This is a genomic window from Micromonospora parathelypteridis (assembly GCF_014201145.1).
Lineage (GTDB): Bacteria > Actinomycetota > Actinomycetes > Mycobacteriales > Micromonosporaceae > Micromonospora > Micromonospora parathelypteridis.
This window is the reverse complement of the sequence record NZ_JACHDP010000001.1, coordinates 6,864,043-6,889,924: the sequence shown is the minus strand read 5'-3', so window position 1 is coordinate 6,889,924 and position 25,882 is coordinate 6,864,043. Positions and strand designations below refer to the sequence as shown.

At 71.5% G+C, this 25,882-nt stretch carries 20 protein-coding genes and 1 tRNA gene; 14 read left to right on the top strand and 7 right to left on the bottom strand.

From position 1 onward, the window contains the following. The first annotated feature begins 40 nt into the window (after window positions 1-40). A complete protein-coding gene (locus tag HNR20_RS31270; RefSeq protein ID WP_184187470.1) occupies window positions 41-1,504 on the top strand; it encodes a tyrosine-protein kinase domain-containing protein in 1,464 nt (487 codons plus the stop codon). Here the strand turns inward: HNR20_RS31270 and HNR20_RS31265 are convergent. Further along, on the bottom strand, window positions 1,485-2,039 hold the full coding sequence (locus tag HNR20_RS31265) for an arsenate reductase/protein-tyrosine-phosphatase family protein (RefSeq protein ID WP_184187467.1): 555 nt from the start codon (window positions 2,037-2,039) through the stop codon (window positions 1,485-1,487). The genes HNR20_RS31270 and HNR20_RS31265 overlap by 20 nt on opposite strands. A 168-nt stretch (window positions 2,040-2,207) precedes the next feature. Between HNR20_RS31265 and HNR20_RS31260 the strand changes: the two genes are divergently transcribed. The 4 genes from HNR20_RS31260 to HNR20_RS31245 all read left to right on the top strand — a co-directional run bounded on the left by HNR20_RS31260 (window position 2,208) and on the right by HNR20_RS31245 (window position 7,499). Next, on the top strand, window positions 2,208-3,455 hold the full coding sequence (locus HNR20_RS31260; RefSeq protein WP_184187465.1) for a glycosyltransferase family 4 protein: 1,248 nt from the start codon (window positions 2,208-2,210) through the stop codon (window positions 3,453-3,455). 97 nt (window positions 3,456-3,552) lie between these two features. Further along, window positions 3,553-5,337 (top strand): DUF4012 domain-containing protein, encoded by a 1,785-nt coding sequence (locus HNR20_RS31255; RefSeq protein ID WP_184187462.1) that lies wholly within the window; start codon window positions 3,553-3,555, stop codon window positions 5,335-5,337. A 13-nt stretch (window positions 5,338-5,350) separates the two neighbouring features. After that, on the top strand, window positions 5,351-5,977 hold the full coding sequence (locus tag HNR20_RS31250) for a hypothetical protein (protein ID WP_184187458.1): 627 nt from the start codon (window positions 5,351-5,353) through the stop codon (window positions 5,975-5,977). A gap of 937 nt (window positions 5,978-6,914) precedes the next feature. Continuing rightward, window positions 6,915-7,499: a hypothetical protein gene (locus tag HNR20_RS31245; protein ID WP_184187455.1), complete on the top strand. Its 585-nt coding sequence runs from the start codon at window positions 6,915-6,917 to the stop codon at window positions 7,497-7,499. A 70-nt stretch (window positions 7,500-7,569) separates the two neighbouring features. Here the strand turns inward: HNR20_RS31245 and HNR20_RS31240 are convergent, their stop codons facing one another. Together HNR20_RS31240 and HNR20_RS31235 are read right to left on the bottom strand one after the other, a co-directional pair. After that, the gene (locus HNR20_RS31240) at window positions 7,570-9,009 is read right to left on the bottom strand and encodes an MFS transporter (protein ID WP_184187452.1); all 1,440 of its coding nucleotides are present in this window, start codon (window positions 9,007-9,009) and stop codon (window positions 7,570-7,572) included. Between the two features lie 85 nt (window positions 9,010-9,094). After that, on the bottom strand, window positions 9,095-9,331 hold the full coding sequence (locus HNR20_RS31235; protein ID WP_030491902.1) for a hypothetical protein: 237 nt from the start codon (window positions 9,329-9,331) through the stop codon (window positions 9,095-9,097). A gap of 144 nt (window positions 9,332-9,475) precedes the next feature. Between HNR20_RS31235 and HNR20_RS31230 the strand changes: the two genes are divergently transcribed. Together HNR20_RS31230 and HNR20_RS31225 are read left to right on the top strand one after the other, a co-directional pair. Then, complete coding sequence (locus HNR20_RS31230) at window positions 9,476-10,633, top strand: geranylgeranyl reductase family protein (RefSeq protein ID WP_184187449.1); 1,158 nt, start codon at window positions 9,476-9,478, stop codon at window positions 10,631-10,633. 55 nt (window positions 10,634-10,688) lie between these two features. Further along, a complete protein-coding gene (locus HNR20_RS31225) occupies window positions 10,689-10,889 on the top strand; it encodes a hypothetical protein (RefSeq protein ID WP_184189408.1) in 201 nt (66 codons plus the stop codon). Between the two features lie 54 nt (window positions 10,890-10,943). On the opposite strand, the gene HNR20_RS31220 is transcribed toward HNR20_RS31225, so the two are convergent. The 4 genes from HNR20_RS31220 to HNR20_RS31205 all read right to left on the bottom strand — a co-directional run bounded on the left by HNR20_RS31220 (window position 10,944) and on the right by HNR20_RS31205 (window position 14,641). After that, window positions 10,944-12,734, bottom strand: a complete 1,791-nt coding sequence (locus HNR20_RS31220; protein ID WP_184187446.1) for a bifunctional metallophosphatase/5'-nucleotidase — start codon at window positions 12,732-12,734, stop codon at window positions 10,944-10,946. Window positions 12,735-12,846: 112 nt separating this feature from the next. Beyond that, on the bottom strand, window positions 12,847-13,506 hold the full coding sequence (locus HNR20_RS31215; RefSeq protein WP_229687420.1) for a nucleotidyl transferase AbiEii/AbiGii toxin family protein: 660 nt from the start codon (window positions 13,504-13,506) through the stop codon (window positions 12,847-12,849). Beyond that, entirely contained in the window at window positions 13,503-13,844 is a 342-nt protein-coding gene (locus HNR20_RS31210; protein ID WP_184187443.1) for a hypothetical protein, read from the bottom strand. Before HNR20_RS31210 ends, HNR20_RS31215 begins: the two co-directional genes overlap by 4 nt. 35 nt (window positions 13,845-13,879) lie before the next feature. Further along, window positions 13,880-14,641 carry an alpha/beta fold hydrolase gene (locus HNR20_RS31205; RefSeq protein ID WP_184187440.1) on the bottom strand — a complete coding sequence of 254 codons (762 nt, stop codon included), beginning with the start codon at window positions 14,639-14,641 and terminating at the stop codon, window positions 13,880-13,882. A gap of 974 nt (window positions 14,642-15,615) precedes the next feature. On the opposite strand from HNR20_RS31205, the gene HNR20_RS31200 reads away from it, so the two are divergent. The 7 genes from HNR20_RS31200 to selB all read left to right on the top strand — a co-directional run bounded on the left by HNR20_RS31200 (window position 15,616) and on the right by selB (window position 25,816). After that, the gene (locus tag HNR20_RS31200; RefSeq protein WP_184187437.1) at window positions 15,616-16,200 is read left to right on the top strand and encodes a hypothetical protein; all 585 of its coding nucleotides are present in this window, start codon (window positions 15,616-15,618) and stop codon (window positions 16,198-16,200) included. Between the two features lie 1,025 nt (window positions 16,201-17,225). Then, window positions 17,226-20,498, top strand: a complete 3,273-nt coding sequence (gene fdh / locus HNR20_RS31195) for a formate dehydrogenase (protein ID WP_184187434.1) — start codon at window positions 17,226-17,228, stop codon at window positions 20,496-20,498. Next, on the top strand, window positions 20,485-21,417 hold the full coding sequence (locus HNR20_RS31190) for a 4Fe-4S dicluster domain-containing protein (RefSeq protein ID WP_184187430.1): 933 nt from the start codon (window positions 20,485-20,487) through the stop codon (window positions 21,415-21,417). The genes fdh and HNR20_RS31190 overlap by 14 nt, the downstream gene beginning before the upstream one ends. Beyond that, entirely contained in the window at window positions 21,414-22,598 is a 1,185-nt protein-coding gene (nrfD, locus tag HNR20_RS31185) for an NrfD/PsrC family molybdoenzyme membrane anchor subunit (protein WP_184187427.1), read from the top strand. Before HNR20_RS31190 ends, nrfD begins: the two co-directional genes overlap by 4 nt. A gap of 38 nt (window positions 22,599-22,636) precedes the next feature. Next, window positions 22,637-22,732, top strand: a tRNA-Sec gene (locus HNR20_RS31180). 22 nt (window positions 22,733-22,754) lie between these two features. Next, entirely contained in the window at window positions 22,755-24,059 is a 1,305-nt protein-coding gene (gene selA, locus HNR20_RS31175; protein WP_184187424.1) for an L-seryl-tRNA(Sec) selenium transferase, read from the top strand. Window positions 24,060-24,061: 2 nt separating this feature from the next. After that, on the top strand, window positions 24,062-25,816 hold the full coding sequence (selB, locus tag HNR20_RS31170) for a selenocysteine-specific translation elongation factor (protein WP_184187421.1): 1,755 nt from the start codon (window positions 24,062-24,064) through the stop codon (window positions 25,814-25,816). Window positions 25,817-25,882 lie beyond the last annotated feature (66 nt).

Genomic DNA, 25,882 nt, shown 5'->3' with positions numbered 1-25,882 from the left:
AGTTTTTTGGCGTAACCGGACCGACACGGAGGCGCTCCTGATGGAACTGCTCCGCCACTTGCGCCATGTGCGTCGGCACTGGTGGGTCGTGCTGGTCACGGTCATGGTGCTCCTGGGCGTCTCGGCGTTCCTGACCGTACGGGCCCAACCCCGGTACGTCGCCACGGTGACCTTCTTCGTCACCACCCCCAACTCCGGCGTCAGCGACGCCTACCAGGGTGGACTCTTCCTCCAACAGCGCGTCAAGTCGTACGCCGACCTGCTCACCAGCGACCGGCTGGCGCAGAGCGTGGTGGCCGAGACGCCGGTGGGCCTCACCGCGGACGAGGTGCGCAGCCGGGTCACCACCTCCACCGAGACCGGCACCGTCCTGCTGCGCGCGTCGGTGAACGACACCGACCAGACCCGGGCGTTGCGGGTGACAGAGAGTCTCGCCACCAAGTTCGTCGAGCTGGTGGAGAAGGTCGAGACGACCCCGGAGGGCAAGGCCCCGCTCAAGATCGAGGTGGTCAGCGGCCCACGGGTCAGCGCCAGCCCGGTCTCGCCGCAGCCGGCGCGCAACCTCACCCTCGGCGGCCTGATCGGCCTGGTGCTCGGCGTCGGCCTGGCGATCCTGCGCGGCGTCGCCGACGTGCGGCTGCGTGACTCCGCCGGCCTGCAGCGGGCCACCGGCAGTCCGCTCCTCGGCGAGATCCCCTTCGAGAGCGGCGCCCGCGCCAAGCCGCTGATCATCGGCGACGCCGCGACCTCGGCGCGCGCCGAGGCGGTCCGCAAGCTACGGACGAACCTGCGGTTCGTGGACGTCCACGAGCCGGCCCGAGTCATCGCCGTGACCAGCGCTCTGCAGGGCGAGGGCAAGACCACGCTCTCCTGCAACCTGGCCATCGCGTTGGCCGAGGCGGGTTGGCGGGTCCTGCTCGTCGACGCGGACCTGCGCCGCCCGAAGGTCGACGAGTACCTGGGCCTGGACGCCGGCGTCGGCCTCACCGACGTGCTCGTCGGTGACGTGAAGGTCGGCGACGTCGTGCAGCGCTGGGGCGACAAGTCGATGCTGGTGCTACCGAGCGGTTCCGCCCCGCCGAACCCGAGCGAGCTGCTCGGCTCCAAGGCGATGTCGGACCTGCTGCTGGCGCTGCGGGAGTCGGCGGACATCGTGATCATCGACACCGCGCCGCTGCTCGCGGTGACCGACGGCGTGGTCGTGGCCGTGCAGGCCGACGGTGCGCTGCTGGTGACCCAGCAGGGCCGTACCTCGCGCAGTCAGGTGGCCGCGGCGGCCCGCTCACTGCACTCGGTCTCGGTCCGGCTCCTCGGCTGCGTGCTGAACATGGCCAAGGTGGCCAAGGCCGAGGCGTACCAGTACGAGGCCTACCGGGTGGTCACCTCGATATCCAAGGGATCGGCGCCGTCCGAGCGGGCGACGGCCGGCCGGCACAGCGGGACCACCACCGGGGTCAACGGCGTCGCCGACCACACCCAGGAGCTCACCCGGCTGCCCCGATGAGCGCGGCGAGGGGTCGCAGCGACCGTTCGATCTCCTCGGCGCAGCGTCGGAAGTCGGCGGCGGCGCCGCCGATCGGGTCCCGAAGGTCGTCCTCGTCCGGGGCGGCGGGTTGCAGCCGTCCCCGGGCCTGGGCGGCGGCGGCGACCGCCGCCCGCAACGGGTCGTCGGCCGACTCGACGGGCGGCTCCGCCGCCGCCGCCAGCCGGCCGAACTGGTGCAGCGTGAACGTCCGGTGCAGGGCGCTCGGCGCCAGCGCGGTACAGATCGAGCGCTGGCGCCTCGTCGCGGTCAGCACCAGCGTCGCATCGACCAGGTACTCGGGCCGCAACGCTCGGGTCCGGAACGCCGCCGCGTCCGCGCCGCTCTCGGCCACGACCTCCATGGCGTACGGATGCATGCCCAGCCCGTCCATCGCGTCGGTGCCGGCGCTGGCCACGGTGACGGGCCGGTCGGCCAGCAGCCGGCGGGCCAGATGCTCGGCCATCGGTGACCGGCACAGGTTGGCGTGGCAGACGAACAACACGCGATCAGCCATCGGTGCCCCTCTCATCGGTGCGGACGCGGGTGGACGCACCGCGAGGACGGTGCGTCGGTGCCGGCGGCCGCGCAGGGAGGGGTTGTCGGCATCGTACGCGCGCCGTCCGCCCGTCGGTCAGGGTGCCGCGCCGGCCGATGTCGATCCGCAGTGGACGGGGGCGTACCAGTGAAGATTGGCATCCTGTCCTACCACTTTCCACCCGAGCCCGCGTTCATCCCCGGCAGCCTCGCCGAGGAGTTGGCCGCGCGGGGGCACGAGGTTCGCGTGCTCACCGGGTTCCCGGACTACCCCGGCGGGCACGTCTATCCCGGCTGGCGGCAGCGTTGGCACCACGAGACGCACAGCGAACGGTTGACCGTCCGACGAGTGCCCCGCTACCCCGGGGGCGCCACGTCCACCGGAGCCCGGATGGCCAGCTACCTCTCGTTCGCCGGCAGCGCGACGCTGGCCGCACGCCGATATTTCAGTGGCGTGGACGCGCTGTACGTCTTCCAGCTTCCGGCCACGACATTCGCCGCAGCCGGGGTGCTCCGGCTGCTCGGGCAGGTGCCCACGGTGCTGCACGTCCAGGACGTCTGGACCCGTGACGGCACCGACGAGGCGGGCGAGGGGCGCTGGGTGGCGCGGATGGGCAGCGCGATGACCCGGATCTACCGGGCTGCCGCGCGGATCGCCGTCGCCGCGCCGTCGATGCGGGATCTGGTTGTCGCCGCCGGCGCCGAACCGTCCCGGGTTCAGCTGGTGCTGAACTGGACCGACGAGCGGATCTTCTATCCGGCGACGCCCGGCGCGGCGGCCCGCCAGTTGGTCCGCCGCGACGGTCGGTGCGTGGTGATGCACGCCGGCACCATCGGCCCACGGCAGGGGCTGGAAACCGCGGTCCGAGCGGCGGCGGCGCTGGATCGGACGATGGATCTGGTCCTGGTGGGTTCGGGGGCGGCCGAGCGGGGGGTGCGAGGGCTCGCCGCCGAGTTGGGCGCGGACAACGTCCGCTTCGTGGAGCGACGGTCGCCGGTCGACATGCCCGAGCTGTACGCCGCCGCCGACTACCAGCTGATCATGTTGCGCGACCTTCCGGAGCTGCGGGGCATGGTGCCCGGCAAACTCCAGGCCGCGCTCTCCTGTGCCGCGCCGGTGGTGGCGTCGGCCGGCGGGGACACGACCGAGCTGGTCGAACGCGCCAGGGCAGGGCTGTCCTGCCCACCGGAGGACTGGGCGGCGCTCGCCGACCGGTTCTGGTTGGCCGCCACCATTCCTCCGCCGACGCGTACCGAGATGGGCCGTCGGGGGCGGGCGGCGTACCTGCGGGAGATGTCGCTGCCCGCCGGGGTGGACCGGATCGAGCGGCTGCTTCAGGAGGCCGCGGGGCGAGTCGCAGAGCCCGTTGCCGAGCCGCGAAGGAAACTCGCATAAAGGACGCGTAGCGCAATAACGGTACGAAGTTCCCCGACACGTGCTAAGAACGTCAGGGAATCGACCTTCTGTCCGGTTCCGCGAACGGGAGTGTGGTGTGACGGAGAGCGAACGGCCGACCCGGCGACGAAGCCGGTCCCGGCGTCGTCGGCGTGCCCGACTGCGACGGGCCCTTCTCGGCGCCCTGGTGGTCGGCTCGCTGCTGCTGGCGACCGGCGGGTGGATCGGCTTCCGCGGCTGGCAGGCGCGTGCTCACCTGCTCAACGCCGCAGGCCTGGCCAGGGAGTTGAGTGCCCAGGTGGTCGGCGGGGACACCGACCGCGCCCGGCGGACGCTCGCGGCGCTGCAGGAGCAGTCCGGTGCGGCCCGGGACGCGACCGCCGACCCGAGTTGGCGGTTCGGCCAGCGCACGCCGATTGCCGGCGACGATCTCGACGCCGTCCGCCGGATCGCCGTCGCCATCGACGAGCTGGCCCGGCAGGCGTTCCCGACTCTGCTTCGGACGGATCTGACGAGCCTGGTGCCGGCCGGTGGCCGGGTGGATCTCGCTCGACTCACCGCTGTCTCCGCCGAGCTGGCCCAGGTGGACGAGTCGGTGCAACGTACCCGCAAGGACCTGGCGGCGGTGCCGGCCGGCAGTCTTGTCAGCCAGATTCGGCAGGCGTTGACCGACCTACGCGCCGAGATCGACCGACTGGCCAGCCTGACCGCGGCCGCCGACCAGGGCGCCCGCCTGCTGCCGCCGCTGCTCGGCGCGAACGGACCGCGACGGTACCTGCTGGTCTCGCAGAACCTGGCCGAGCTGCGCGCCACCGGAGGCATGTTCGGCGCGTATGCGATGTTGGAGGCCGAGAACGGCGCGGTGAAGATGGGCAAGCAGGGCAGCAGTGCCTCGCTCGGCCGGTTCACCCCGGCGCTGAAGGTGCCCGGCGAGATCCGGGCGCTCTGGACCGACCTGCCCGGCATCTATCCCGCCGACGTCAATCTGTCCCCGCACTTCCCGACCGCCGCCTCGCTGTACCGCGAGATGTTCCGCCGCTCGACGGGCACCACGGTCGACGGGGTGCTTGCCGTCGACCCGGTGGTGCTGTCCTACCTGCTCAAGGCGACCGGTCCGGTGCTGGTGCCCGGTGGTGTCCCGCTTGCCAGCGAGAAGGTCGTGCAGACCCTGCTCAACGACAGCTACCAGCGGTTGAACGTCAAGCAGCAGGACGATTTCTTCGCGGCGTCAGCCGCTTCGGTCTTCGACGCCTTCTTCAAGAAGAATGTCAACCCGCGAGTGTTGTTGTCCGCATTCGACCGTGCTATCACTGAACGTCGCATATTGTTCTGGAGTGCCCGACCAGAGGAACAGCGGACATTCGGCGAGAGTCGGATGGCCGGGACGCTTCCGGAACAGGACACCGTGCCGACTGTCGGCGTGTTCCTCAACGACGGCAGCGGCGCGAAGCTCGGCTACTACCTGCGGCCGACGGCGAACCTGACAGTCGGCGAATGCCGGCCCGACGGTCGCCGCGAGCTCCGGCTGCGGGTGACCATGCGCTCGACGGCGCCGAAGTCCGGACTTAGCGAATCCGTCCTCGGCCTCGGTCTGGCTGGCGACCCGTACACCGTTCGCACCTTGGTGTCGATCTTCAGCCCGGCTGGTGGAGCGGTGGTCGAGGCCCGGCTCGACGGGGCCGAGACGGCGCTTGGCAGCGGCACCGAACGCCGCCGTCACGTGGCGACCACCAGCGTCGACGTCGGCCCCGGCGTCGAGAGGGTGCTGGAGGCCACCGTACTGACGGCCAAGACCGGCGTCGGGCAGGCCGAGCTGTGGCTGACCCCCACCGCCAACCCCTGGATCACCCAAGTTCATTCCGCACCAAGCTGTGACCAGTAGGAGGGAACCAATTATGCGGCTATCCCGCATCATCATGGCGCTCACGGTCGGCCTGGCCGTGGTGGCCGTGCCGACGGCAGCGGGGGCGGCACAGCCGCAGCCGGCGCCCAGCGCGACCACCGACCCGCCCCAGCCGCCGCCGTACACGCCGGTCGGCCCGTCGCTCACCGTCAACCGGCCGACGATCTTCATCGGTGAGACCGTCGTACTGACCGGCACCGGCTTCGGTCCGAACGAGACTGTCGACATCGTGGTGACGGTGGCCCCGCTGGCTGCTCCGGCCGGCGGTCAGGCTCCCGCTCGCCGTAGCGACGGCAGCACCGTGGCCATGGTCCCGGTGGCCTACCAGGCCAGCGCGCCACTGAGCTTCACGGCGCAAACCAACGGCGAGGGTAGCTTCAGCAAGCGCTACAAGCCGTCGGTGACGGGTCTGCTGACCTTCACCGCCACGGGCCGGGATTCCGACCGTACCGCCAGCACCGAGCTGCGGGTGCTGCACAAGAAGCAGCCGCTGCCTGTCACCGGTGACAGCCTCGGCACACCCATGAAGCTCGGCGGCGGCCTGGTCGGCGCCGGAGCGGTCATGCTGCTGCTGACCCTGGCCTGGCGTCGCCGCCAGCGCCTCGGCGGTGCTGCGTAGTAACCCGCACACCACCGGGCAGTGCCCGGATTGCACACGAAGCTGGCGCCCGTCGGAACACTCCGACGGGCGCCAGCCCGTCTTGTCCGGTTTCCGCCCCCAGTTCCCCGCGAGATCCCCCTGGCCGACTCGTGGCCGGGCGCGGCGAGGTGCGGTGCGGTGCCTGATCGACTCCAGGTCGGCGCGGTTTCCCGGAGCGAGGCCTCGGTCACCCCGGCCCGAAGAGGGATATGTCCGCCTTTGGGTGCGCCGTTGCAGGCTGTCGTGATCATGATCGACACGAGGTCGCCGACCTGGGGGTGTCCCGCGCCGTGGATACCCCAATATCGGCGATCTGGAGTGGATCATCCCCGAGCGAGGCGGACTGAGGCCACACGGGCGGCCCCGACGTGCGCGTTGTGTCCGTTCTGGGGTGTTCTGGCCTGTGACCGGTGGCACCCGTGGCCCGGAATCATGGCCGGGCCGGGGTCGTTACATACCCTGACGATCGCAGCACCACCGGCTAGCGCCCCGCCCCCCGGGGTTGGAATGCTGGTCCCCGCCCGGTCGTTACAGTCTCCCCGAACGACCGCCCGGCCGCCGCCTCCACGAGGTCGCGGATAGGTGGGCCACCTCCGGAATGACCCCGGCCCCCGGGTCGTTACACACAGACCCGGCGCCACGAGCCCTCCGCTCGCAGGCCGCCGAACCCGGGCGCCACAAGCCCTCCGCTCGTGAGCCACCCCGGGAATGACCCCCGACCTCGGGTCGTTACACATGGACCCGGCGCCACGAGCCCCCCGCTTGTAGGCCGCCGACCTCGGCGCTGTCAGTCAGGCGCCAACTCCCTTTAAGACTTTCCCCTGTTTTGTGCAGCGCCCGGACGAGGTGCTCACACCCGGCACGCCTTCCCCCTTATGGGCGGCTGGGTGTCCTTACCCCCGAAGGAGCTACCCCCATGAACACGATCATGCGTAAGAGTGTGCTGTCTGTTGCTGGTCTCGCGTTCGCCGGCGGTGTGTTCGCCGGTCCGATCGCCGGCCACGCCAACCCGGTTGATGCCAAGCCCGTCGCGGTGGCGGTGCAGGCCGACAAGCCCGATACGAGCAAGTTGATCCCGCACGGCACGCAGGGCGACCAGTCGCGCATCTCGTTGAACGATGAGCAGACCGCCAACGCCAAGGCGATCATCGCCGCCACGAAGAAGGCCGGCCTCCCCGAGCGGGCCGCGGTCATCTCGATCGCGACGAGCCTGCAGGAGTCGAAGCTGGAGAACCTCGGCCACCTCGGTGACATGAACGACCACGACTCGCTGGGCCTGTTCCAGCAGCGCCCGAGTTCGGGTTGGGGTACCCCGGAGCAGATCACCGACCCGGCCTACTCCACCACCGCGTTCCTCAAGGGCCTGCGGCAGGTTGACGGGTGGCAGGACATGCCCCTGACCGAGGCCGCGCAGACCGTCCAGGTCTCCGCCTACCCCGACGCCTACGCCCAGTGGGAGCAGCAGGCCGCCGACCTCGTCGGCCAGCACTGGAACAGCTGACCCCGCACATGAACACTCGACCGCTGGCCGGCACCCCGCACCTGGGGTGCCGGCCAGCGGCGTACCCCGGTCAGTTCTCGTGTTTGTGGCTGCGGACGATGTCGATCAGCGCGGCGATCAGCGCGAGCGCGATGATGCCGGCCGCCAGCGTGAGGGACTTCTCGAAGGCCATGGTCCAGTTGCCGCGGCTGTCGGCCACCGACGAGAAGAACAGCGAGCCGACGGCGGCGATACCGGCTGCGGCCCCGATCCGCTGACCGGTCTGCAGCATGCCCGCGCCACTGCCTGCCTGCGGTAACGGCACCTCGGCGAGGGTGAGCGTCTGGTTGGGGGCGATCACCAGCCCGCTGCCGATGCCGGCGACGAGCAGTGGGCCGGCGGTGACCCAGGGCGCTGGGGCGTCCGGCGCGAGGCGCAGCGCTACCACCGTCGCGGCCAGCCCGACCACCACGGCGAGCAGACCGATGCCGACAAGTGGTCGACCGAAGCGGTTGACGATGCGGCCACCCAGCACGGAGGCGGCCGCCGAACCCAGGGCGAACGGGGTGATGGCCAGGCCGGCGACGAGCGCGCTGTAGCCGAGACCCATCTGCAGGAACAGGGTGAAGATGAAGAAGATCGCCGTGAAGCCGCCGAAGTAGACGAGCGCGATGAGCGACCCCAGGGTGTACGACTGGAAGCTGAACAGCCGAAGGTCGAACAGGGGCTGGTGGTGGCGTGCGTACCGCCGCTCCCAGAGCCCGAAGGCGATCAGCACTGCCAGGCCGACCGGGATGAGCGCCCACTTCCACGGGGTGTGCCACTGCTGCTCCTGCACCAGCGGCAGCAGTACCAGGAACACGCCGACGCCGAGCAGCAGGACGCCGACCGGGTCGAGTCGATGCGAGCCGCGTTGGTGGGCGGCACGGCCGGGCAGCAGGCGCCAGCCGAGGATCACTGCGAGGATGCCGACCGGCACGTTGACGAAGAAGACCCAGCGCCACCCGTGATCCTCGCCGCCGATGGCGATGAGCAGTCCGCCGAGCAGCGGCCCGACGGCGGTGGAGATACCGATGGTCGCGCCGAGCAGCCCGAACGGGCGGGCCCGTTCCGGTCCTCGGAAGAGTTGTTGGATCAGCCCGATGACCTGCGGGTTGACGATGCCGGCCGCGGCGCCCTGAAGCAGTCGGGCGATGACCAGCCACGTCGGGGAGGTGGCGAGGCCGGCGAGCGCGCTGGTCAGGGTGAACAGCGCGATGCCGAAGACGAACGCGTTGCGCCGACCGCGGGCGTCGCCGAAACGGCCGGCGGGCACCAGTGCCAGGCCGAAGGTGAGCGCGTACCCGGAGAGGATCCACTGCAGGTCGCTCGACGAGGCGTGCAGCGCCCGGTCGATGGACGGCACCGCGACGTTGACGATGCTCACGTCGAGCAGCGTCATGAACGCGGCGACCAACCCGACGCCGACGGCCTGCCAGCGTCGCCGGTCCTCGGCCTCGTCCACGGGCTGCGGCGTCTGCGCCGCACTCATCGTGCCCCCCGTTGACCGTTGACTACGATGTGCTGACTGCTACCCGGGCCACCGGGGGGCGAATCGTCGCGGGTGGTTCCGCGGGTCACGCCATCTGGCGTGCGCAGAACCGGGGGCCGAAATCGAGGCCCGCCATCGGCGAGTCCTCGCGATGCAGCAGGCCCTTCTCGGTGAGCAGGTGCAGGGGGCTGCCCACCTGCTCCTCGGTCAGCCCGGACTCCTCGGCGATCAGGTCCGGGTACGGTACCTGCCCGCGTGCCTCAAGCGTGGTGACCGCCTGGTACACCCGTTGCTCGGCCTCCGACAACTGCACCTGCTGCATGGTTTCCTCCTTCGCTCGCCCGCCATCGCGGCGGGTTGCCCCGGGCCGCTTACCCCCTCGGTGACTGAAGATGCACACCCGATCGGGCGGTAGAGGCGGCGTGCTGGCCGGCCCTCGCCTCAGGTGGTGCCCTAGGCTGCTTTCGTGATCATTTGGGATCTCGTCGTCGTCGGCGCCGGCCCTGCCGGGCTCTCCGCGGCACACGCCGCTGCCCGCGCGGGTGTCTCCACCCTGGTTGTCGAGCGAGCCGCGCACCCGCGGTACAAGACCTGCGGCGGTGGTCTGATCGGCACCTCCCTGGCGGCCGTTCAGGATCGGATCGAGGTGCCGGCGCACGACCGGGTGGACCGTGTCACGTTCACCCGCGACGGCCGCCGGGAGTTCACCCGCCGCAACGACAGTCCAGTGGTGACCATGGTGCGCCGCGAGGAGTTCGACGACCGGCTGCGCGCGGCGGCGGTCGCCGCCGGCGCGCAGATGCGGGAGCGGGTCGCCGTCCGCGCGATCGAGCAGGACCCCGAGGGGGTACGCCTGCGGCTGGCCGACGGTACGACGATCGCGGCCCGCACGGTGATCGGGGCGGACGGTTCCTCGGGGGTGACCGCCCGGCATGTCGGGGTTCGGTACCGGCAGGTGGACCTGGGGCTGGAACTGGAGATTCCGGTGCCGCCCGCCGAGCAGGAGCGCTGGCGGGGGCGGCTGCTACTCGACTGGGGCGCGATGCCGGGCTCGTACGCCTGGGTCTTTCCCAAGAACGACAAGTTGACCGTCGGTGTGATCGCCGGTCGGGGCGCGGGGGAGGGGACCCGGGACTACCTGCGGCAGTTCGTCGACCGGCTGGGGCTGACCGGGTTGCCGGCGGAGCACGACTCCGGTCACCTGACCCGTTGCCGCGAGGAGGATTCGCCGCTGCGCAACGGCCGGGTGCTGGTGGTGGGGGATGCGGCGGGGCTGCTGGAGCCGTGGAGCCGGGAGGGCATCAGCTTCGCGTTGCGCTCCGGCGAGCTGGCGGGTGCGGCGGTGGCCGGCGGAGACCTGACCGGGTACGAGCGGGCGGTCGCCGAGCACCTGGTGCCCGAGATGCGGGCGGGGTTCCGGCTGCTCGACGTGTTCACCCGCCGGCCGGACGTGTTCCACGCCCTGTTGGCGACCCCGCCGGGCTGGCGGATGTTCGTCCAGTTCTGTCAGGGGCGGGCGAGCTTCGACGAGATGCTGCGACGCCGGCCGATCCGGGCTGCCCTGGCGGTGCTCGACCGGCTACCCAGTCCGCGCCGGCCCACTGCCATTCACCCAGGATCCTAGGATGCCTTACACGGTGTGACCCGACACTGGTGCCGAGCGCTCCAGCCGCTGGACAATGGCGGGGGAGCAGCAGGAGGTGCCGATGGCCGAGCAGCCGTTTACCGAGGACGAGTACGCGTTCCTGCGCCAGATCCGGTTCGGAGAGCTACCGCCCGCTGTGCGCCCGGAGGACCGCGTCGCCCTGACGGAGACCGATCCCGGGCGTGACCGGCCGGAGGAGGCCGAGGACCCGGTCCGCTGGAACGTGCAGGGCTGAGAACGCGCGGCGGGCCGCGGGTGCCGCCACCCACGGCCCGTCAGCGGTCTGCGATCAGAAGACCGGCACGCCCTCGCGTACCAGTCGCCAGTTGGGCTGGAAGAAGTCGTCGGGGTTGATCGTCCCCTTGGCCTGCGCCCAGTCGATGAGCAGCTGACGGATCTCCTGCTGCGCGTTGTAGACCTGCGTCTTCACGATGCCGGGGAAGTTGCCACCGCCGCTGCGCCGGTAGTTGTTCACCGCCACCACGAACTGCGCGTTGTCGGCTACCGGGGTGTCGGTGCCGGCCAGCACCAGTCGGGTGATCCGCTGGCCGACCGGCTTCGAGATGTCGATGTCGTAGTCCACGCCGGAGAAGACGTCGTAGTTGTAGTCCGGCACCGCCGGGTCGCTGATCTGCTCCGGGTCGACCGTGGCGCCCGGGGCGAGGGTGCGGAAGAACTTCGCCGAGTACTCCAGGTACGCGCGTACCTCAGCGCCGCTGAGCACGACCGCCTCGAGCGTGTTGTCGTACACGTACAGGCCGGCCACGTCGCGGATCTTGACGTCACCGGCAGGGAAGACCGCGGTACGGCTGAACGGCGCCGCGATCGACAGCACCGGCAGGTCCGCGTACGCGGTGCCGGCCAGCGCCGCGCCGACGACCTCGGTCTGCACGTGGTTGATGAAGTCCAGGATCGGGGTGTCCCGGTACCGCGACTCCGCGGCCGACAACTCCACCGTGGACTGCGCGACGACCTGGTTGACGTACGCCACGGTCTTCTTGTGCTGCGCCCGCACGGCGGCGAGCACCTTCGGGTCCTCGGCCACCGTGTTGGTGTTCAGCATGGTCGCGGCCTTCTTGGTGATCGTCCAGCGGCCGCGCTCGCGAGTGAGGGTGAAGTCCATCCGGGTGAGCCGCTGGCCCCACTTCGACGGCTCGGAGAGCAGCACCTGCGCGCCGGTCCGCTCGTTGGTGACGAACCGCTCGACCACCTCGTTGTGCGCGTGACCGAAGAGGATCGCGTCGATCCCCGGCACCTGCTGGGCGATCAGCGCCACCGGGTTCTCGTTCGGCAACTCCGGGCCGTAGCTGGAGGTGCCGCTGTCGCCGCCGTGGGCGGAGATCAGTACGAGGTCCGCGCCGCGGGCCCGCATGATCGGCACCCACTTCGCGGCCGTCGCCACCATGTCGTCGAAGCGCAGCTTGCCCTCGACGTTGCCCTTGTCCCAAATGGCCACACCGGGGTTGGTCAGCCCCAGGATGCCGACCCGCAGGGTCGGCGCCGCGAAACCGAGGGAGACCTTCTTGATGACGTACGGCAGGAAGGCCGGCTTGCCGGTCTTCGCGTTGACCGCGTTCGCGGCGAGCGCCGGAAAGCCGAGCTGACGGATCCACAGGTCCAGCAACGGCAGACCGTAGTTGAACTCGTGGTTGCCCAGCGTCACCGCGTCGTAGTCGATGACGTTCATCGCCCGCGCCATCGGGTGCTTCTCCCCGGTGGCGGTGATCGGCTCCTGCTTGGCGTAGTAGGTGGCCAGCGGCGTGCCCTGAATGGTGTCGCCGGCGTCGAGCACCAGCGTCGCCTTGCCGCGCCGCTCCCGACGGATCTGGTTGATCAGGGTCGCCAGCTTCGCGACGCCGATGTCGTTCTGCTTGCTGTCGTCGTACTCGGCGTCGCGGTAGTAGTCCCAGTTGTAGACGTTGCCGTGCGTGTCCGACGTGCCCAGAAGGGTGAGGTCCCAGGTGCGGGGACGGGCCGGACCGGCCGCCTGCGCGGGTGCGGCGGCGATCAGCGGGGCGGAGGCTGCCGCCGCCGCGGCGACGAGCACCTGACGGCGCGACGGGCCGGAGGGAGAGGTCATGACGTGCCTTTCCATGGGGGTGGACGGGCCTTGTGGGCGCCTCGCGCACCATAACCAGCGGTCGGCACTCCCGCCACGCCGGCCTCATGTGGGTCGACGGTCCGGTGTCGGCTCAGCGCGGCCAGGCGGCGAAGCGGTGCCGGATCTGGGCGACGTCGGCGGTGCCCAGGCCATAGCGGCCGAAGCGCTGGTCGGGCAGCCGGTCCAGGTAGCGGCCGGCGGCCCGGACGTCCGCCGGATCCAGTACGGGGTCGACCTGCCGTGCCAGCACCAACAACTCGGTCACGTCGTAGTGCTCCAGCGCCGCCGCCACGTCGATGAAGTCGCGGACCTCCCGCCGGTTGACCAACGCCGCGATCTTGTTGGCCACCAGGTCACGGACGTCCATCACCGGGCCCAGGTCCATCACCACGGGACTCTGCTGGCGGTCCAGTCGGGCGAGGCTGAGCCGGATCTGCCGTCCATCACGGCTCACCACGAAGTCCTTCATGTCCTGCTCGTACCCGTCGAACAGCTCGTGCAGCTCACTGTCCGGGTCGGCATCGCTCACGATGAACCCGGCCTGCTCCAGGGCAACCCGTACCTTGGCGGACGCTGCCGCGGCGGCGCCCTCCACGTCTGCGAACAGGTCGACGTCCTCCGTCGGGCGGGCGACCAGACCGTGCGCCGCCCAGGCCACCCCGCCACCCAACACGAACCGGTACGGCCCGGCAGCGGTCAGCGCCACCCGGGCCACCTCCCGGTAGAACTCGTGCAGATGAGGGCCGATCACGCCGCGCGCAGGCCGCGGTGCCGGCTCTCCCACGCCTGGCGTACGCCCCGGGGCAGGTTGAGCAGTCGCCACACCCGGCGCAGCGTCCGCCCATTGATCAGAGCGCGCAGGTCCTCGGCGCGGGTGGTCTCGCGGAGCACGTTCTCGTACATCCAGAGCAGCTGGTCGGGGTCGCCGAGGTCGAAGGTGCGCTCGGCGTTCCACATCAGCCGCACCGGCAACTCCACCACACCCCGGGTGGGGCCGGACAGCTCGGCGAGCGTCCTCGCCACCACGGCAGGGCGACCCGGGCGTGCCAGGAAGGTCACGCCGGTCGGGGTGGGGGAGACGGCCTGCATGGTGTCAGGGTAACTCCCACCGGAGTCGGTGTCGCTCAGGACGATCCCAGAAAGGCGCGGACAGCAGCGGCGAACTCCACCGGAGCGTCCTGGTGCACGACGTGACCGGTGGGCAGCTCGACAAGACTGGCCTGGCCGGTATGACGGGCGATCATCTCGCGAGCGTGCGCAGCCGTCAGTCCGTCGCTGCGCGTTCCCCGGATCAGAAGGGTGGGGCTGCTCACCGATTCCCAGTCCTCCCAGTGGTCTCCGTCGAGTGCCTGCTGGGATGCCACCGTGTCCTCGATGTCGAACGACAAGCCCCAGCCGTCCTCCGTCTGCCGGAAGGAGCGCTCCAGGTAGGGGGCCATCGCGCCCGAGGCCGAGGCCAGCGCCTCGCGGGATGGCGCGTGGCGGGTGAGTTTGGTGGTGAACACCCAGTCGACCTCCACAACCGCGCCGATGTCCTCGACGATCAGCGCGGTGACCTGGTCCGCGTGCCGGGCGGCGTACTGGTAGGCGTTCACTCCGCCCAGTGAGTGGCCCAGGAGCGCCACGGGGCCGACTCCCAGATGCTGGTGAAAGGCGGCGACGTCGGCAACATAGTCGTCCCGCTCATAACTCTCGGCGCGGTCCGACTCTCCATGCCCACGCTGATCGAGTGCGATCACCCGCCACTGCGGTGCCAGCGCCTCAGCCAGCGGCGCCCATGCCGACGCCTCGTTGTAGTGCCCGTGCAGAGCCAGGACCGGGGTACCCGGACCACCAAAGTCCAGGTACGAAAGCCGCCGACCCGCAACCGCGAAGAACCCACGCATGACCGGGGATGTTAGATCTTCGCCGCCGACCACGCACCAGGCTTTTCCTGGTCCCAGCCGGCCCGAAATGCAGTGCCGGAGTCGGACCTGATCATGATCGACTCCATATCGCCGATGTAGGGGTGTCCTTGCGCCCGGATACCCCCATATCGGCGATATGGAGTCGATCTCTCGGTGTCAGGGTGGGAACGCTCTGGCTGTGGTGGGGTCTTCGCGCGGTTCGTCGGGTTTGACCCCGTGTTCCGGAAGCCGACCGCGATGGCACCACGCCACGGTGAACGAATCGGTCCTGATGATGGCGGGGTGTCACCGCGCCCCGGACGCCGCGATGTCGCCGTTGCCCCGGGACGGGTGATCTGGCACCCCGCTCCGGACGGGCTTCTGGGCGATCTGCGCGGTCTGGGGTGCTCTGGCCTGTGACCGGTCGCACCCGTGGCCCGGAATCATGGCCGGCCCGGGGTCGTTACATACCCTGACGATCGCAGCACCACCGGCTCGCCGCCCCGCCCCCGGGGTTGGAATGCCGACCCGGGCCCGGTCGTTACAGTCCCCACGAACGACCGCCCGCCCGCCGCCTCCACGAGGGTGCCGATGGACGGGCCACCCCCGGAATGACCCCGGCCCCCGGGTCGTTACACCTGGACCCGGCGCCACGAGCCCTCCGCTCGTCGGCCGCCCCCCCCGGAATGACCCCGGCCCCCGGGTCGTTACACCTGGACCCGGCGCCACGAGCCCCTCCGCTCGTCGGCCGCCCCCGGGAATGACCCCGGCCCCCGGGTCGTTACACCTGGACCCGGCGCCACAAGCCGCTCGGCTTGCAGGCTGCCGATCCCGGCGCCACGAGCCCCCCGCTTGTGGGCGCCGACCCCCTTTAAGACTTTCCCCTGTTTTGTGCAGCGCCGGACGAGGTGCTCACACCCGCTTGCCACCACCGTTGGTGTGCGGGTGTTCCTACCCCCGAAGGAGCTACCCCCATGAACACCATCATGCGTAAGAGTGTGCTGTCTGTTGCTGGTCTCGCGTTCGCCGGCGGTGTCTTCGCCGGACCGATCGCCGCCCACGCCAACCCGGTCGACGCCAAGCCCGTCGCCGTGGCCGTGCAGGCCGACAAGCCCGACACGAGCAAGCTGATCCCGCACGGCACCCAGGGCGACCAGTCCCGCATCACCCTCAACGACGAGCAGACCGCCAACGCCAAGGCGATCATCGCCGCCACGAAGAAGGCCGGCCTCCCGGAGCGGGCCGCGGTCATCTCGATCGCGACGAGCCTGCAGGAGTCGAAGCTGGAAAACCTCGGCCACCTCGGTGACATGAACGACCACGACTCGCTCGGCCTGTTCCAGCAGCGCCCGAGTTCGGGTTGGGGCACCCCGGAGCAGATCACCGACCCGGCCTACTCCACCACCGCGTTCCTGAAGGGTCTGCGACAGGTCGACGGGTGGCAGGACATGCCCCTGACCCAGGCCGCGCAGACCGTCCAGGTCTCCGCCTACCCGGACGCGTACGCCCAGTGGGAGCAGCAGGCCGCCGACCTGGTTGGCCAGTACTGGAACAGCTGACCCCGCACATGAACAACCGACCGCTGGCCGGCACCCCGCACCCGGGGTGCCGGCCAGCGGCATACCCACACCACACCCCGCACCGCACCGCACCGCACCGCACCGCACTAGCGTTCCGGGCCCGGCCCGCACCCCACCCGGCCCCGCACCGAGCCGCCGCGTCTGTGTCCGCGCCGCGTCTGTGTCCGCGCCGCGTCTGTGCCAGCGCCTGGGCCTGCACCGCGTCCGTGCCCGTCCGTGCCGGCCCCGCGCCTGTGCCTCGCGCCGCCGTCCGTGCCCGCGTCCGTGCCGGCACCGCGTCCATGCCCCTGTGCCTCGCGCCGCCGTCCGTGTCCGCGCTCGGGCCTGCGCCGCACTCGGGCCGTCCTGCACCCGTGCCCGCGTCGATCATGCACTTGTGGTGCCCGGTCGAGGATGCTTCAGGCTGCTTTGTCCTCCACCACAACTCCTTGATCGACGCGGGATGGCGTACGGCGCACGCCCCCGCAGCCACGAGCCCTGGCAATCTTGGACAGTTGCTGTTAGCCGCTGACGGAAACTGTCCAAGATCTCGGCTGCCGAGCCGCCGAGCGGCCGCGCCGCCGAGCTGAGTGGGGCGGCCCAGGGGCCGGGCGATCGGGCGAGCCGGCCGGGTCATGGTGCGGGCCGAACGATGGTGCGGGCCGGGCGGTCGAGCGGGCGGGCGATCGGGCGAGCCGGCCGAGCGGGCCGAGCGGGCCGAGCGGGCCGAGCCGTCGGGCGATCGGGTGGGTTGGGCGGTGGGGAACATCGTGGGGGTCCGGCTGGTTGTGGACAGTGTCGGTGTGACTCAGTGTCCCCGGGCCTCACCTAATAATGCCTTCGCGGAATACCGTTCGGCTGGAGCCGTGTTGCGCCACTCGCCGAGAGGCGACCTGCACACCGACACCAGCGCCGCCCCCGACCAAATGGCCGGGGGCGGCGCTGTCTGATTTTCCGCGCTCGCGAACATGTCTCAGTTGACCTATGTTCATGGGGTCGCTCGCGTGGGAGGGGGGTGTCGGGGCATGGGTCTGCGTACCTTCATTGAGGGTTGGCCGGTTTACCGGCAGCTCACCGGCACTGACCCGCTGGGCCGGGGTGCCGCGGCCAAGTCCGCCGGATCCCGTGCGCTCACCGCCCGTACCGAGGACGCCGACAGTGTGGCCCGTTCGGTGTGCCCGTACTGCGCGGTGGGGTGTGGTCAGCGGGTGTTCGTCAAGGACGGGCAGGTCAGTCAGATCGAGGGTGATCCGGACAGCCCGATCTCGCGGGGTCGGCTGTGTCCGAAGGGTTCGGCGAGCAAGAGTCTGGTGACCAGTCCGCTGCGGCAGACGAAGGTCCGTTACCGCCGGCCGTACTCGACGCAGTGGGAGGACCTGGAGCTCGACACCGCGCTCGACATGATTGCTGACCGGATGCTCGCGGCGCGTGAGCAGACCTGGGAGGACGTCGACACGCAGGGCCGGCCGCTCAACCGGACGCTGGGTTTCTCCAGCCTGGGTGGGGCGACGCTGGACAACGAGGAGAACTACCTCATCAAGAAGTTGTTCACCGCGATGGGGGCACTTCAGATCGAGAACCAGGCCCGTATTTGACACTCCGCCACCGTCCCCGGTCTGGGGGCCAGCTTCGGTCGTGGCGGTGCGACGGACTTCCAGCAGGACATCGCCAACTCTGACGTCATCGTCATCCAGGGTTCGAACATGGCCGAGGCCCATCCGGTGGGTTTCCAGTGGGTGATGGAGGCCAAGCGCCGCGGGGCGAAGGTCTTCCACGTCGACCCACGGTTCACCCGGACCAGCGCGCTGGCTGACTCGTACCTGCCGATCCGGGCGGGCACGGACATCGCGCTGCTCGGCGGGGTGGTGCGCTACATCCTCGAAAACGAGTTGGACTTCCGGGAGTACGTGTTGTCGTACACCAACGCGGCGACGATCGTCAGCGCCGAGTTCAGCGACACCGAGGACGGCGACGGCTTCTTCTCCGGGTTCGACCCGGAGACCGGCACGTATGTGCAGGACAGTTGGCAGTACGAGGGGCACGAGGGCTCGTCCGGCAGCGGGCACACCGCCCAGGAGCGGGACAGCGCCGCGGGCCTGGCGCACGAGTCGCACGGCGCGCATGTGGGCGGGCAGACCCGGCGCGACGAGACGTTGCAGCATCCGCGCTGCGTCTACCAGATCCTCAAGCGACACTTCTCCCGCTACACGCCGGAGATGGTCGAGCGGGTCTGTGGGATTCCGCAGGACAAGTTCCTGGAGCTGGCCCAGGCCTGGACGGCGAACTCCGGTCGGGAACGCACCGGAATGCTGATCTACTCGGTCGGTTGGACGCAGCACAGTGTGGGTGTGCAGTACATCCGCACCGGGGCGATCATCCAGCTGTTGCTGGGCAACATGGGTCGGCCGGGCGGCGGCATCATGGCGTTGCGCGGACACGCCAGCATCCAGGGCTCGACCGACATTCCGACGCTGTTCAACCTGCTGCCCGGCTATCTGCCGATGCCGCACCACGCCGAGCACCCGACCTTCGACGAGTGGGTGGACAGCATCCGGCACCCGGGGCAGAAGGGGTTCTGGGGCAACGCGCGGTCGTTCGCGGCCAGCCTGCTCAAGGCGTACTGGGGTGATGCGGCGACACCGGAGAACGACTACTGCTACGGCTACCTACCCCGGCTGACCGGTGATCACGGGACGTACCAGCAGGTGCTCGACATGATCGACGGCAAGATCAAGGGGTACTTCCTGCTGGGCCAGAACCCGGCGGTCGGCTCGGCGCACGGTCGGGCGCAGCGGCTGGGCATGGCCAACCTCGACTGGCTGGTGGTCCGGGACCTGTTCGAGATCGAGAGCGCCACGTTCTGGAAGAACGGCCCCGAGGTGGCCACCGGTGAGATCGTGCCGGAGGAGTGTCGTACGGAGGTGTTCTTCCTGCCCGCCGCCTCCCATGTGGAGAAGGAGGGGACGTTCACCCAGACACAGCGTCTGTTGCAGTGGCGGGAGAAAGCGGTCGAGCCGCCGGGTGACGCCCGCTCCGAGCTGTGGTTCTTCTACCACCTGGGGCGCAGGCTGCGGGAGAAGCTGGCCGGCTCGAAGCTGCCGCGCGACCGGGCGCTGCTCGACCTCACGTGGGACTACCCCACGCACGGTCCGCACGCGGAGCCGAGCGCCGAGTCGGTGCTGCGTGAGATCAACGGGTACGACGTGGCGACCGGCCGACCGCTGTCCAGTTTCGCCGAGGCCCGCGCGGACGGCTCCACCGCGATCGGCTGCTGGATCTACACCGGGGTGTACGCGGACGGTGTGAACCAGGCCGCCCGGCGCAGGTCCCGCCACGAGCAGGACTGGGTGGCCGCCGAGTGGGGTTGGGCCTGGCCGGCGAACCGCCGGATGCTCTACAACCGTGCCTCCGCCGACCCGGACGGCAATCCGTGGAGTGAGCGCAAGCGCTACGTCTGGTGGGATGCCGAGAAGGCCGAATGGACCGGCCACGACGTGCCGGACTTCGAGAAGACCAAACCGCCGTCGTACCGGCCGCCACCTGGCGCGTCCGGGACGGAGGGCCTCGCCGGCGACGACCCGTTCATCATGCAGGGCGACGGCAAGGGCTGGCTGTACGCTCCCAGCGGTGTCCTGGACGGCCCGCTGCCCACCCACTACGAGCCGGTGGAGTCGCCGGTGCGTAACCCGTTCTACGGGCAGCAGGCCAACCCGACCCGCAAGATGTACGCGCATCCGGTGAACTCGGTGAACCCGAGTCCGCCGGAGGAGCACAGCCAGGTCTTCCCGTACGTGTTCACGGTCAGCCGGCTCACCGAGCACCACACCGCCGGTGGGATGAGCCGAACGGTGAGCCCGTTGGCGGAGCTGCAACCGGAGATGTTCGTCGAGGTGTCGCCGGAGTTGGCGGTCGAACGCGGCCTCGACCACCTGGGCTGGGCTCATCTGGTCACCGCTCGGGCGGCCATCGAGGCGAAGGTGTTGGTGACGGATCGCCTCACTCCGCTGCGGGTCGACGACCGGATCATCCACCAGGTGTGGTTGCCGTACCACTTTGGTTTCGAGGGTCTGGTGACCGGCGACTCGGCCAACGACCTGTTCGGGATCAGCCTCGACCCGAACGTGCTGATCCAGGAGAGCAAGGTCGGTACCTGCGACGTCCGACCCGGGCGCCGCCCGACGGGCCGCGATCTGCTCGATCTGGTCACCGATTACCGGCGGCGTGCCGGGACCGTCCCGGGCCAGCATGCCCCGGCGGTCACCACCGACAGCGCGGGAGAGGAGCATGGTGCTTCCTGACCCGAACAGCCTGTACGGGCCGCTCGATCCGGCGCCGGAAGCCGGCTACGAGGACGCCCCGCCGCGGATGGGGTTCTTCACCGACACCAGCGTCTGCATCGGCTGCAAAGCCTGTGAGGTCGCCTGCAAGGAGTGGAACGGCGTCCCGCAGAGCGGGCTCGACCTGCTCGGGATGTCGTACGACAACACCGGGGCGCTGACCGCGAACTCGTGGCGGCACGTCGCGTTCGTCGAGCAACCCCGTCCGGCCGACGTGCTCGGTGAGCCGGCCGCGACCGAAGCGGGCCCGCAGTTCCTCGGGATGCCGGGGTCGCAGCCGCCGGGGCGGGGGTCCGGTGCGCAGGGTCGCACGGACTTCCGCTGGCTGATGATGTCCGACGTGTGCAAGCACTGCACCCACGCGGCCTGCCTGGACGTCTGCCCGACGGGTTCGCTGTTCCGCACCGAGTTCGGCACGGTGGTGGTCCAGGAGGACATCTGCAACGGCTGTGGTTACTGCATCTCCGCCTGCCCCTACGGTGTGATCGATCAACGCAAGGACGACGGTCGGGCGTGGAAGTGCACCCTCTGCTACGACCGGTTGGGTGCGGGCATGACCCCGGCCTGTGCGCAGGCGTGTCCCACCGAGTCGATCCAGTACGGGCCGCTGGACGAGTTGCGGGAGCGGGCCGCCGTGCGGGTCGAGACGCTGCACGAGCGGGGGGTCCCCGAGGCACGCCTGTACGGTCACGACCCGACCGACGGGGTGGGCGGGGACGGCGCGTTCTTCCTGCTCCTCGACGAGCCCGAGGTGTACGGGCTGCCACCCGACCCGGTCGTGACCACCCGCGACCTGCCGAAGATGTGGAAACGCGCCGGCCTCGCCGCGCTGGCCATGGCGGCGGCGACCGTCGCCGCGTTCGTCGGAGGTTCCTCGTGAGTCCAGACCGTCCGCCGGTGGGTGACCTGTTCCGCCGCTTCCGCGACCGGCTGGCCGCCGAGGGTTCCGACCGACCGGGCGACCCGGTGCGACCGGAGGCCCGTGTGCATCGCGGACCGGCGGGCACCGACGATGGGGTGGACCTGGCCTCGCCGCCGCAGCGGCCCGCCGACCTCCCCGGCCGGCGCGCTGGCCGTAGGGGCGGGCGTCGCGGCAGCGGCGAGGAGTTGCGGGTGCCGGAGGCGGAGTTCACCTCGTACTACGGTCGGCCCATCCTGAAGGCGCCGGTCTGGAAGTGGGACATCGCCGCGTACCTGTTCACCGGCGGGCTGGCCGCCGGTTCGTCGCTGCTCGCGGCGGGTGGGCAGCTCACCGGGCGTCCGGCGTTGCGTCGCGCCGGGCGGGTCACGGCGTTGGCCGCCGTCAGCGCCAGCGCCGTGTTCCTGGTCAGGGACCTGGGTAGGCCGGCGCGGTTCCACCACATGCTCCGCGTGGCCAAGCCGACGTCGCCGATGTCGATGGGCACCTGGATCCTCACCGCGTACGGGCCGGCCGCCGGTGTCGCCGCGATCGCCGAGGCAGCCGGTTGGCTGCCCCGCCACGGCCGGCTCGGGCTGGTCGGTCGGGTGTTGCCGTCGGTCGGGCACACCGCTGGCCTGCTCGCCGCCGGCACCGCGCCCGCGCTGGCCACGTACACCGGGGTGCTGCTCGCCGACACGGCGGTGCCGTCCTGGCATGAGGCGTACCCCGAGTTGCCGGTCATCTTCGCGGGCAGCGCGCTGGCCAGCGGCGCCGGCGTCGGTCTGCTCGCCGCGCCGCCGGCCCAGGCCGGGCCGGCCCGGCGGATGGCGGTGGCCGGCGCGGCCCTGGAGCTGTACGGCGCGCATCGGGTGGAGACCCGCCTCGGCCTGCTCAGCGAGCCCTACCGGTTGGGCCGGCCCGGTCGGCTGCTGCGCGCCGGGCGGCTGCTCACCGTCAGCGGGGTCGCCGGTGCTCTGCTCGGCCGGCGCAGCCGGTGGGTCGGCGCGCTCTCCGGCGCTGCGTTGCTGGCCTCGTCGGCGGTGACCCGGTTCGGCATCTTCTACGGCGGCGTCGCGTCCGCCCGCGACCCGCGGTACACGGTGGTGCCGCAACGCGAGCGGGTGAACGCTCGGCGGACCGAGGGCGGATCTGGCGGCTGACTGAGCGGCCACACCGCCGTTGTGATCGAATGTCCGACGGAGGCGTTCAGGAGGCTGGTGCCCCTCCCGGTCTTCAAAACCGGAGTGGTCCGGGACCCGGGCCAGGCGGGTTCGATTCCCGTCCGTCTCCGCCAAACGGTTGCAGGAGATGACGCGATGGGCGACGGCCCGGTGGACCCGCGACGCCGGGTGCCCCGCACCGACACGCTGCTCGCCGACCCGCTGCTGGCCGCGGCCAGCGCGACGCTGGGTCGAGACCAGGTCAAGGCGGTCGTCGCCCGGGCGCAGGACCGGGCCCGTCGCGGCGAGATCAACCCCGACGAGGTACGCGACGTCGCGGTCGCGGCGTTGCCCGCGCCCGGCCCGCGCGCCGTGCTCAACGCCACCGGCGTCGTGCTGCACACCAACCTGGGCCGGGCGCCCCTGTCGCCCACCGCGGTCGCCGCGGTGGTGGCTGCCGCCGGGCACACCGACGTCGAACTGGACCTGACCACCGGCCGGCGGGCCCGGCGAGGCCGCGACGCGCTCGACGCGTTGGCCGCCGCCGTGCCCGACGCGGACGCCGTGCACGTGGTCAACAATGGCGCCGCCGCGTTGGTGCTGGCCGCGACCGCGTTGGCCACCGGCCGGGAGATCGTGGTCAGCCGAGGCGAGCTCGTCGAGATCGGTGACGGCTTCCGGCTGCCCGACCTGCTGGAGAGCACCGGCGCGCGACTGCGGGAGGTGGGCACCACCAACCGCACCACGCTCGCGGACTACGCCGCCGCCCTCGGCCCGCAGACCGGCTTCGTGCTCAAGGTGCACCCGTCGAACTTCCAGGTCACCGGCTTCACCTCCGCCACCCCGGTACGCCAACTGGCCACCCTCGGTGTGCCGGTGGTCGCCGACATCGGCTCCGGCCTGCTCGCCGCGGATCCACTGCTGCCCGACGAGCCGGACGCCGCCAGCACCCTCCGCGCCGGCGCCGCACTGGTGACCGCCAGCGGCGACAAGCTGCTCGGCGGCCCGCAGGCCGGGCTGCTGCTCGGTGCCGCGGACCTGGTCGACCGGCTGCGCCGCCACCCGCTGGCCCGGGCGCTGCGCGTGGACAAGCTCACCCTGGCCGCGCTGGCCGCCACCCTGCACCAACCGGACACACCAACCCGGACGGCCCTGCACGCCGACCCGGGTGCCCTGCGGCGGCGGGTGGAGCGGCTGCGCGACCGGCTCGGCGCGGACGGCCGCAAGGCGGAGGTGGTGCCGGCCGTCGCGGTGGTCGGCGGCGGCGGCGCACCCGGGGTCGAACTGGACTCGTGGGCGCTGAGCCTGCCCGAGCGGTACGCGGCGCCGCTGCGCACCGGCGACCAACCGATCCTCGGGCGGGTCGTGCGGGGCCGACTCCTGCTCGACCTGCGCTGTGTGCCCGCCGACGCCGACGAGGCCGTGCGAGTGGCTGTGCTGCGCGTGCCCGGGGACGACTGAACGTGTTCGTCGTCGCCACCGCCGGGCACGTCGACCACGGCAAGTCGACCCTGGTCCGGGCGTTGACCGGGATGGAGCCCGACCGGTGGGCCGAGGAACGCCGCCGGGGGATGACCATCGACCTGGGCTTCGCCTGGACGACGCTGCCGTCCGGCGGCACCGTCGCGTTCGTCGACGTGCCCGGGCACGAGCGGTTCGTGCCGAACATGCTCGCCGGGGTCGGCCCGGTGCCGGCGGCGCTGATCGTGGTGGCCGCCGACGAGGGGTGGATGCCGCAGTCCGCTGAGCACCTGGCGGCGCTCGACGCGCTCGGTGTCGCGTACGGCCTGCTGGTGGTGACCCGCGCGGACCTGGCCGACCCGGGACCGGCGATGGCCCACGCCCGCGCCGAGATCGCCGCGACCAGCCTCGGCGCGGTGGAGGCGGTGGCGGTCAGCGGCCTGACCGGCGCGGGCCTGCCGGAGCTGCGTAGCGCCCTGGACCGGCTCGCCGCCGGACTGCCGGCCCCCATGGCGCACGACCCGGTGCGGCTCTGGGTCGACCGTAGTTTCACCGTGCGGGGCAGTGGCACCGTCGTCACCGGCACCCTCGGCGCCGGTCGTCTCCGCGTGGGTGACGAGTTGGAGTTGGCCGGCGCCGACGAGCCGGTCCGCGTCCGTGGCCTGCACTCGCTCGGCGAGGCCCGACCGGAGACCACGGCGGTGGCCCGGGTGGCGGTCAACCTGCGCGGTACGCCCCGCGACCGACTCGGCCGCGGCGACGCGCTGCTGACCCCGGGGCGGTTCCACCACACCGACCTCGTCGACGTCCGGCTCACCGGCGACCCGGCCGCCGACCTGCCGGCCACCCTCACCCTGCACGTCGGATCGGCGGCGGTGCCGGTACGGGTCCGCCCGCTCGGCCCGGACACCGTACGGCTGCGGCTGGCCCGCCCCCTGCCGCTGCTGGTCGGCGACCGGGCTGTGCTGCGGGACCCGGGCCGCCACCACGTGGCCGGCGGGGTGCGGGTGCTGGACGTGGCACCGCCACCGTTGGCCCGCCGAGGCGCCGCCGTCGCCCGCGCGCAGGTCCTCGCCGAGTTGGACGGTCGACCGGACCTGGCCGGTGAGCTGCGTCGCCGTCGGCTGGTCCAGGCCGGTGCGTTGATCCGGATGGGCGTGCCGGTGGACTCCGCGCCGGTGGCCGGCGACTGGTTGGCCGACCCCGCGCACTGGCGGCGACTCGGCGACCAGTTGACCGAGGAGGTCGCCCGGTACGCCCGGGACCACCCGTTGGAGCCCGGGATGCCGGTGGACGCGCTGCGCCAGCGCCTGGCCCTGCCCGACCGGGCGCTGGTCGAGGCGCTGGTCCGGCCGCCGCTGCGGCTGCACGCCGGGCGGGTCGGGGTGGCGGGCGCCGACGCGCTGCCCGAGCCGGTGGCCCGGGCCGTGCAGCGGGTCCGCGCCGAGTACGGTGACCGGCCGTTCCGCGCCCCCGAGGCGGACCACCTCGTCGACCTCGGGCTGGGGCCCCGGGAGATCGGAGCGGCGGTGCGCGCCGGCGCCCTGCTGCGGCTGGCCGACAACGTGGTGCTGCTGCCCGACGCACTCGACGACGCGGTCCGGGTGCTGGCCGGGCTGCCCCAACCGTTCACCCTCTCCGCGGCCCGGCAGGCGTTGGACACCACCCGACGGGTGGCGGTGCCACTGCTGGAGCTGCTGGACCGCCGGGGCGCGACCCGGCGACTGCCCGACGACGCCCGGATCGTCGTCACCTGAGTGCCCGGCCCGGCGCGGTGGTGCCGGGCTAACCGGCCCCCGGGTCGGCGGCGGTCACCTACGGTG